Source organism: Vibrio sp. 070316B, assembly GCF_013114115.1.
GTDB classification, from domain to species: Bacteria; Pseudomonadota; Gammaproteobacteria; order Enterobacterales; family Vibrionaceae; genus Vibrio; species Vibrio chagasii_B.
This window is the reverse complement of sequence record NZ_VTYC01000016.1, coordinates 103,734-111,473: the sequence shown is the minus strand read 5'-3', so window position 1 is coordinate 111,473 and position 7,740 is coordinate 103,734. Positions and strand designations below refer to the sequence as shown.

Genomic DNA, 7,740 nt, shown 5'->3' with positions numbered 1-7,740 from the left:
ATAGCTGTTGAACTAAGCCGCTTCGCGGAGGGCTTTCCTCTCACTTACCCGATAGACCAAACTTATGATGTATCCATAGATTAAGGAATACATCATGACCCTATTAAGACAACAACTTATCGATGAAATGGCGGTTCGCCGTTTTTCTCCGAAAACCCATGCAAGCTATTTACGTTGGGTTAAAGATCTATCTACTACTTACGATCTGTCCCCCGATTTACTCACCGATCAACAGATTAGTGCGTATTTACGTACGCTCACCACAGAGCGGAGCTTAAGTAGTAGTACTTGTGCTCAAGCTTTGAATGCCATCTTGTTCTTTTATCGTGCCGTTTTGAATAGAGAATTTGAAGAGCGACTGGTTCCCCCGATTAAACGCGCCAGTAAAATACCGGAGCTGCTTAATCGCGAGGAAGTAAGAAGTATCATTAGTCATTGTCGAAGTCTTAAGTATCAGACCGCACTTGAAATGTGTTATGGATGTGGCCTACGTGTCAGTGAGGTCGTAGGTTTGTACGTGAAAGACATTGATGGTACGGCGAAACGACTGCACATTCATTGTGGTAAAGGTAAAAAAGATCGCTTTGTTCCACTGGGTGATAGCCAACTGAATCATCTTCGAAATTACTGGCGTCATTATCACCCAACCGTAGTGCTGTTTCCCAGCCTAGAGCCCGAAAAACCATTGGGTATTAGCTCTTTGCAGAAGTGCTTCAAAGCAGCAAAAGTTGAGGCAAACGTCAGAAAATTAGGAGGAATACACGCCTTGAGGCACGCTTATGCGACTCATCAGCTCGAATCGGGCATGCCTTTGAATGTTCTGCAGCGTTACCTCGGACATTCGAATATCAAAACGACATTGAGGTACACCCATTGGATAGGTCATCACAACGAAAGCTCGGACGGAAGTAAGTTCGACTTAGTTGCTCAACTATGGGAGGAAAGCGAATGAACGCATTATCTCCTTACCAAGCCGTATTAACCCAAGGCTTAGAAGAGCTTGATAAAAGCAAAGTCACACCGAGACAGTGGCAAGTGCTTAACCATTTAAGAGACTGCCGAACGGAGCGTATGGGCAGTTACGACTGGCGTTGTCAGCAATGTGGTCATGAAACTCGTTGGTACTGCTCTTGTCGAGATCGTCATTGCCCCAATTGCCAAGAGCAGATGAGACAGCAATGGCTAACAAAGCGAAGCCAAGATATTTTACCTGTGGCCTACCATCATATGGTTTTTACCTTACCTCACGAGTTCAATGCTCTGGTTAAAGCTCATCCTAAGGTGGTTTATCAATGCTTGTTTCATTCAGTGTGGGCAACATTATGCGCGTTTGCTAATGAGCGGCATCACCTTGTCGGTCAACTAGGAGCATTAATGGTTCTTCACACTTGGGGAAGAAATCTGAGTCAACATACTCATATTCATTGCCTGTTACCGAGTGGGGTGCTTACAAAAGATCGGCAATGGCAACCGACAAGAAAAGAGAGTTACCTGCTTCCGGTTAAAGCCTTATCCGTTCGCTTTAAGAAAGAGATGTTATGTCGAGTAAGCGAGTTGATAGCGACGCACAGTAATTTATTAGAGGAAGCCGCTAGTAAGAGATGGGTTGTGTACAGTAAACCTGTACTCCACGAGCCCACAGCGGTAGTGGGTTATCTATCTCGGTATTGCAATCGTATCGGGTTAAATCCCAACCAATTAAGTTATAACGTGGATGGCCGTATCACGATGAGTTACAAAGATTATCGAACCAACGGGACTCAAAGAATGTGTTGTAATGCGGGCGAGTTGCTTCGACGCTTACTTTTACATGTGTTGCCTAAAGGGCTAATGCGAATACGCTACTATGGCTTTTTAGCTAATGCTGTACGGGTCAAAGCGATAGCGGAAATTAGGCATAGCTTACGAGAGCGACCCGCAGAGAAATCGGAAGTGCTGAAAGAGAAACCGTGTTGTCCGAACTGCCATAGCAACAGCATGGTACTCGTGTGCATCAATATTAGACCTAGGATAGTCGTTTCAGAGTACCAACTGACCTAGTTGTCTGATTATAATGAATAAAATTATCGTTGTGTTATGGCGAGAGAGGGGCATTGTTCGCTTTTAAAAAGATTATGCAACGGGTATAGTCGCTGTAGAACGCAAGTCAGTCCTAAAAAGCAAATTCCATAAATAGAAGCGGCCAAGTCCAACAGGTATTTATCCATTGTGCTACGACAACGGATAAATACTTAAGCGTTATGCGTTTTATCGACTAGAGGATTATCGTGTTTGAGAAATTAATTGTTGTCATTTTAGGCGGTTTGGTCGGTTTTCTTTTAACTATCCTCAAAGAGTCTGTTGCTGCGAAAAAGTCAAAAGCGGCAGAAACGTACTATCTTGCAATTATTGTCACGAGTAGTATCGAGCAGTTTATAGTTGGTTGCCGTGAGGTCGTCACTGATAATGGCACCGAAGATCAGAATGGATACACTTACTATCATTCGCAAACCCCAAGTTTTACTCCGTTAGAACTTGAGGTTGATTGGAAAATACTGCCTCAAGATTTACTCTACGATTTGTTAAACCTACCTCAAATGGTTCACGAAGCTAACTCATATATTTCAGCTGTAAGTGATTACACTGCTACACCTCCTGATTTTGCGGAATTTTATGAGGCGAGAGCAATGAAATATGCTGCTTTAGGTTTATTAGCCATTCAAATGTCTGAGAAACTTAGAGACCTAGGTGGCTTGCCGAAGCGTAAAGTAGAAGAGTGGGGTGATCGTCAGACATTCTTGCTGGCTCTTCATGAGAGCGAAGAAAGAGAAATTATGCGAAAAGAGTTCCAGCAGAAAATGCTAGATTCTTTGAAGCCTCAGGCACACGCATAACAAACTGTTTAAGAGTGATTCGCAACGCGTGGCATTTTTACTATGCGTTAGGTTTAGTGGTTAAGGTGGTATGCGGTGGCTTCGGTATTGCGTTGCTCACACCTTAACAGGGCGTTATGGCGCAAGCCAGATTTTGAAGTCAGTCGCAGCGCTTTAATCACTATTCTCGATAAGTCGTGATATGGATTTAGACTTGAAATTGGCATACATGCATAGAGGCCAAGATGGAAAAGGCGAAATTCATTCAAAAGCACCTCATTGAAAAGGGTGTACCAGCAGACTTAACCAAGCCAACAACTTTTATTTGGTCTAAATACAAAGATCCGTCCCAAAAACCACTAGTTTTTCAGTCTCCTATAAGAATACTAATAACAAATGGTTTGTTCATGGGAGGGTTGTGGGGGGCGCTAATGTGGATATTATTTTGGCATTCAGAACCTGACCATTGGATAACCTATCTTATCGCATCATCCCTATTTGGCATTTGTATGGGACTTATTAACGTGTTTCGCACCATTAAGGCACGAAAGCTCTTGGGTGAAACAAGTTGGGAAAATTGGTGTAAGCAACACTACCAGTAAAGCGCCATAACAAACAATTTAAGAGTGACTCCCAACGCGTGGCGGTTTCACTCCGATTTGAATTTTGTGTTTACGGTGCAATGGTTTAGCTTGGGTGTTACAGCGTTGTCGCACCTTAATTGGGCGTTAGTACGGATTTGACATCAAAGGTCATAAGTTTTGGTGTTTATCTGTTTTAGCGCTCGTGTTTACACCTTTCAGTTAGTGCCTTTCACGTTCTTTCCGGTGGCACTATATGCGAAGTGTTCGCTTTGATTTTACCGTTTACGGCTTCTAACTCTTAGCCTATTTCTTTATTACTTCTTCTTTTTCGTGGTTTTTACTAAGTCAAAATTGTCTTTCTTTGGTGTTGCTGTCGAAGTGCGAGGAACGAATCCTTTTCTAATTTGAAGCCAGTGAAAGTAGGGCAGCTAAGTGCGTTTTTCTTCTAGCTCACTTTTGTCTCTCAATGGCGGTAAAGTTTTGTAGCTGCCCGTCTCACTTCAGTGTTCAAAGCCTTTCATATCATGTTACTTTTCAATATCTTGGAGCGCACAAATAGAAGTAGCGCATGTACTAACAAATTGCTTAAGAGTGATTCGTAACGCGTGGCATTTTTACTTTGCGGTGGCTTGTGGTGATTAAGGCGCTGTGCGGTAGCTTTTGTATTGCGTTACTCACACCTTAGCAAGGCGTTATGTGCTTGGAGATAAAATGAGAAAACTATCAATCATTACATTGGGTGTATCAAACATCGAGGTTTCCGCAAAGTTCTATGAAGCCGTACTTGGATTAGAACGCACAGATTATCGATCTGATGAAATTGTATTTCTGGATATTGATGGTCCGGAATTAGCTCTGTTTCCCAAATCCGAATTAGCAAAAGATGTTGGTGTTGAACCAAATGGATCAGGCTTTGCCGGTATTACACTGGCTAGAAATGTTCGTTCGTCTGGTGAAGTGCTTAGTCTGCTGAAAAAAGCTGAGGATAATGGTGGGAAAATCGTCAAACAGGGACAGGCTGTGTTTTGGGGTGGTTTTTCAGGTTACTTCTCTGACCCAGATGGGTACTTGTGGGAGATAGCTGTAGGTTCAGAGCTCTATAAAGCAGAAATTGAGCAACGCACATAACAAATTGTTCAAGAGGGATTCGCAACGCGTGGCATTTTTACCATGCGTTGGTTTAAGTGATTAAGGTGGTATGCGGCGGCTTCAGTATTGCGTTGCTTACCCTTTAACAGGGCGTTAGGGGAATTAATGAACTATATCGATACAAAATTATTCCGAACAGTAGCTCAGCCGAGTAATTTAATTGAGCTACTATCTTATGTGTCTAAACATGCTGAAGACCGTCGAAATGTGTACTTATGGCGAGGACAGGCTGATATTTGTTGGCCTATACATAGCTCAGCATTTCGCCGACTTTCTAATCGAGGTGAAGTTACAGAATCGAGCATGCAAAGTTATGAAAAGTACTTGCTTGAACACGCAACACATCAAGGTTATCGATTTGAAAATGGTAGAGAGCTATCTGATTTTGAGCTATTAGCTAAACTCCAACATCATGGTGCCGCTACTCGGCTAATTGATGTTTCGCGAAATCTTCTTGTTGGCTTGTGGTTTTGTTGTTCATCAGAACCTCAAGCGACCGGCTTATTGCTGGGTGTTCACTCAGACTTCCTTGGTGGTGGTGAGAATAAAGTTGAAAGTAGAGAATATACGGAAATTTTCGAGGATCTAGAAGAATATGAAAATCCGCAAACGTGGCAACCACCAACGGTAACGAAGCGTATTGCAGCTCAAGGTGGGCAATTTTTATATAGCTCAGTTTCGCAGAACGCAATGGGAAGTCTAACGTTGGATACAGATCCTGAGGCTAACTTACCGATTGCTATAACCCCAGAAGTTAAAAAAGTACTTCTTGAAGAGTTAGAGGGTACGTTTGATATTAGGTACTTAACTCTATTCCCCGATATTGATGGTTTTGGTCATGCTCATAGCTTTAGGTATGACCGTTGGGATGCAGAGCGCTGGTAACATTCTCCATACAATCTGTTTAAGAGTGATTCCCAAGCATGTCATTTTCCATCCAATAGTTGAGTTCGGTTTTTAGGGTGGTAAGGTTAAGCTTTGTCGTCGCATTGCTCATACTTTTATGTGGCGTTAGTAGTCACAAGTAAAAGGATTTATAGATGGAATTAAAGTATCGTTCAGCTGAATTTGAAGATTTGGAAAGTCTTGTTGCTTTGCTTTCAAATGACCCGCTTGGTAGTAAAAGAGAAGATGCGTCTATTCCGTTGAATTGTGGCTATATTGAAGCGTTCGAAGCGATTGCACGAGACCCAAATAACGAATTACTGGTTGTTGAACTGGAAGGCGCTCAGGTCGGGATGCTTCAACTAACCTTTATTCCGTATCTAACGCATATTGGTAGTTGGCGCTGTCTTATCGAAGGTGTTCGAATCCATAGTGACTATCGTGGACAAGGTTTCGGTGAGCAAATGTTCGGACACGCTATCGAATTGACAAAAAACAAAGGCTGTACAATCGTTCAGTTAACAAGTGACAAGCAGCGCCCTGATGCCATCAGGTTCTATGAGAAACTTGGATTCAAAGCAACACACGAAGGGTTCAAACTCGCGCTGTAGGCATCTGCTCACAATCTGCTTCAGTTCTTCTTCACCTTTAGCATGCTCTAATAGGCCAATATGAATAAACAGCTTGAATATCTAATCCATCAAGTTCCTGAGCTAATTGAGACAGCTAAAGTGTGTCGAGAAGTAGGGTTGCCAAACTTCTATATTGCTGGTGGCGCTATTACTCAAGTGATCTGGAATAGCATTGAAAATAAGCCACTTCTCGATCAGGTGAAGGATTTTGATATCGTTTATTTTGATAGTTCTCAGATCGCCAGTGAAGATGAGTTTAAAAGCCGCATTCGCTCACGGTTAAGTCATTCCGTAGATGTTGATGTAAAAAACCAAGCAACTATACATGAGCGCTATTCGACGAAGTTCGGATGTTCCATTCAGCCATATGACTGTGTTGAGCAAGGTATTGAATCTTGGTTATCTGCTTTTGCTATTGGCTTCACCATAGAAGGGTCAGATCACATCAGGATATTTGCACCTTACGGATTAGAAGACGCATTTAACATGTTGATCAAGCCAAATAAGCGAGCAATGACCGAACAGAACTACAACACAATGACGGCGGGCTACAAAGCTAGATGGCCGCAAGTACAAGTCTTAACTTGGGATTGATCTACCAATAAGTGTATATGGAGTGAATAGGTGGGAACTGTAATAGGCTTGGTCGTTTAGCGGCGATAGATTGGTATCTGGTTCGTAAAACAGAGCTTCATATTCATCAATGGATTTCTAATAAATACGCAGAGTATCAACAGAATAAGCGCTACAGTAAGTAACATTAATGAATTACGAAAATTCAAAGTGTATAGAACGGGGTTGAAATGAGAGCCCGTGACTTGTATTTGAGGCTTAAGGATACCCTGGACAAGGAGTGTAAATATGAAGCAAGACTTTTCTACATTAGCGACAACCGAGTACGGAAACATATTGGGTAATCAGTACTTTATGGATTTCAATATTGGTCCTCTTTGGCAGGACATGCCGCGAATTTGTGGCGAAGCTTTTACGGTTCAATTAGCTGCTGGTGATAACTTAATGCTTCATTCTGCAATATATGAAGCACCAAAAGGCTCAATTATTGTCGTCGATGGTGTTGATAGCGAATATGCAGTTGCAGGAGGCAACGTATGCGCAGTTGCTAAGCGTAGAGGCATAAAAGGTTTCATTATTGATGGTGTTATTCGGGATTTGGCTGAAATTACAGACATGAAATTCCCAGTTTTTGCTAAAGGTGTTCATCCAGTTCCGGGAAAAAAAGAGATCTATTCTGAACTAGGTACTGAAATTAGATGTGGAGGCGTAAACGTCTCAACCGGAGATATCATTGTGGCTGATATCGAGGGTGTTGCTGTTATTCCTAAGTTCAGAAAAGATGAGGTATTTTTAATGGCTTCAGATAAAGCTAATAAAGAAGCCTCGTTAACATTGGCTCAGTGGGAAGAGAACCATAAGGCGAAGATTAAGCAAGCAATAATCTGTGCGAAACAAAAACAAAGTGCGCAAAATGATGTAGGTTGACCCAAAGACTTAAGACTTTCGTTACATGAGATTCACCGAAGACTGAGTTTTCTATCGAGTTATTTAGATATAAGTAAGTTTCAGATGCTCAAATTTTGGTAATTAACGTTCCCTGTCGATTATCGAATTTTTCTTCAA

At 42.1% G+C, this 7,740-nt stretch carries 9 protein-coding genes; all 9 read left to right on the top strand.

Translation table 11 applies throughout. From position 1 onward, the window contains the following. Nucleotides 1-94: 94 nt before the first annotated feature. The 9 genes from F0251_RS13940 (at nucleotide 95) to F0251_RS13895 (ending at nucleotide 7,602) form a co-directional block, all read left to right on the top strand. A complete protein-coding gene (locus F0251_RS13940) occupies nucleotides 95-952 on the top strand; it encodes a tyrosine-type recombinase/integrase (RefSeq protein ID WP_171731200.1) in 858 nt (285 codons plus the stop codon). Next, the gene (locus F0251_RS13935) at nucleotides 949-2,040 is read left to right on the top strand and encodes a transposase (RefSeq protein WP_171731199.1); all 1,092 of its coding nucleotides are present in this window, start codon (nucleotides 949-951) and stop codon (nucleotides 2,038-2,040) included. Before F0251_RS13940 ends, F0251_RS13935 begins: the two co-directional genes overlap by 4 nt. 227 nt (nucleotides 2,041-2,267) lie before the next feature. Next, the gene (locus F0251_RS13930; RefSeq protein WP_045986704.1) at nucleotides 2,268-2,873 is read left to right on the top strand and encodes a hypothetical protein; all 606 of its coding nucleotides are present in this window, start codon (nucleotides 2,268-2,270) and stop codon (nucleotides 2,871-2,873) included. 224 nt (nucleotides 2,874-3,097) lie between these two features. Then, on the top strand, nucleotides 3,098-3,454 hold the full coding sequence (locus tag F0251_RS13920; protein ID WP_171731198.1) for a DUF6404 family protein: 357 nt from the start codon (nucleotides 3,098-3,100) through the stop codon (nucleotides 3,452-3,454). A 693-nt stretch (nucleotides 3,455-4,147) separates the two neighbouring features. Next, nucleotides 4,148-4,564, top strand: a complete 417-nt coding sequence (locus tag F0251_RS13915) for a VOC family protein (protein WP_171731197.1) — start codon at nucleotides 4,148-4,150, stop codon at nucleotides 4,562-4,564. A 126-nt stretch (nucleotides 4,565-4,690) separates the two neighbouring features. Next, complete coding sequence (locus F0251_RS13910; RefSeq protein WP_171731196.1) at nucleotides 4,691-5,470, top strand: FRG domain-containing protein; 780 nt, start codon at nucleotides 4,691-4,693, stop codon at nucleotides 5,468-5,470. Between the two features lie 155 nt (nucleotides 5,471-5,625). Further along, a complete protein-coding gene (locus F0251_RS13905; RefSeq protein WP_171731195.1) occupies nucleotides 5,626-6,081 on the top strand; it encodes a GNAT family N-acetyltransferase in 456 nt (151 codons plus the stop codon). A 60-nt stretch (nucleotides 6,082-6,141) separates the two neighbouring features. Then, nucleotides 6,142-6,696 (top strand): nucleotidyltransferase family protein, encoded by a 555-nt coding sequence (locus F0251_RS13900; RefSeq protein ID WP_171731194.1) that lies wholly within the window; start codon nucleotides 6,142-6,144, stop codon nucleotides 6,694-6,696. A 267-nt stretch (nucleotides 6,697-6,963) separates the two neighbouring features. Beyond that, complete coding sequence (locus F0251_RS13895; protein WP_171731193.1) at nucleotides 6,964-7,602, top strand: RraA family protein; 639 nt, start codon at nucleotides 6,964-6,966, stop codon at nucleotides 7,600-7,602. Nucleotides 7,603-7,740 lie beyond the last annotated feature (138 nt).

Excerpts from the sequence above, each read along its gene's own strand:
- F0251_RS13920 (WP_171731198.1), top strand. The coding sequence starts at position 3,098 with ATGGAAAAGGCGAAATTCATTCAAAAGCACCTCATTGAAAAGGGTGTA.
- F0251_RS13910 (WP_171731196.1), top strand. The coding sequence starts at position 4,691 with ATGAACTATATCGATACAAAATTATTCCGAACAGTAGCTCAGCCGAGT.
- F0251_RS13940 (WP_171731200.1), top strand. The coding sequence starts at position 95 with ATGACCCTATTAAGACAACAACTTATCGATGAAATGGCGGTTCGCCGT.
- F0251_RS13905 (WP_171731195.1), top strand. The coding sequence starts at position 5,626 with ATGGAATTAAAGTATCGTTCAGCTGAATTTGAAGATTTGGAAAGTCTT.
- F0251_RS13895 (WP_171731193.1), top strand. The coding sequence starts at position 6,964 with ATGAAGCAAGACTTTTCTACATTAGCGACAACCGAGTACGGAAACATA.
- F0251_RS13900 (WP_171731194.1), top strand. The coding sequence starts at position 6,142 with ATGAATAAACAGCTTGAATATCTAATCCATCAAGTTCCTGAGCTAATT.
- F0251_RS13935 (WP_171731199.1), top strand. The coding sequence starts at position 949 with ATGAACGCATTATCTCCTTACCAAGCCGTATTAACCCAAGGCTTAGAA.
- F0251_RS13915 (WP_171731197.1), top strand. The coding sequence starts at position 4,148 with ATGAGAAAACTATCAATCATTACATTGGGTGTATCAAACATCGAGGTT.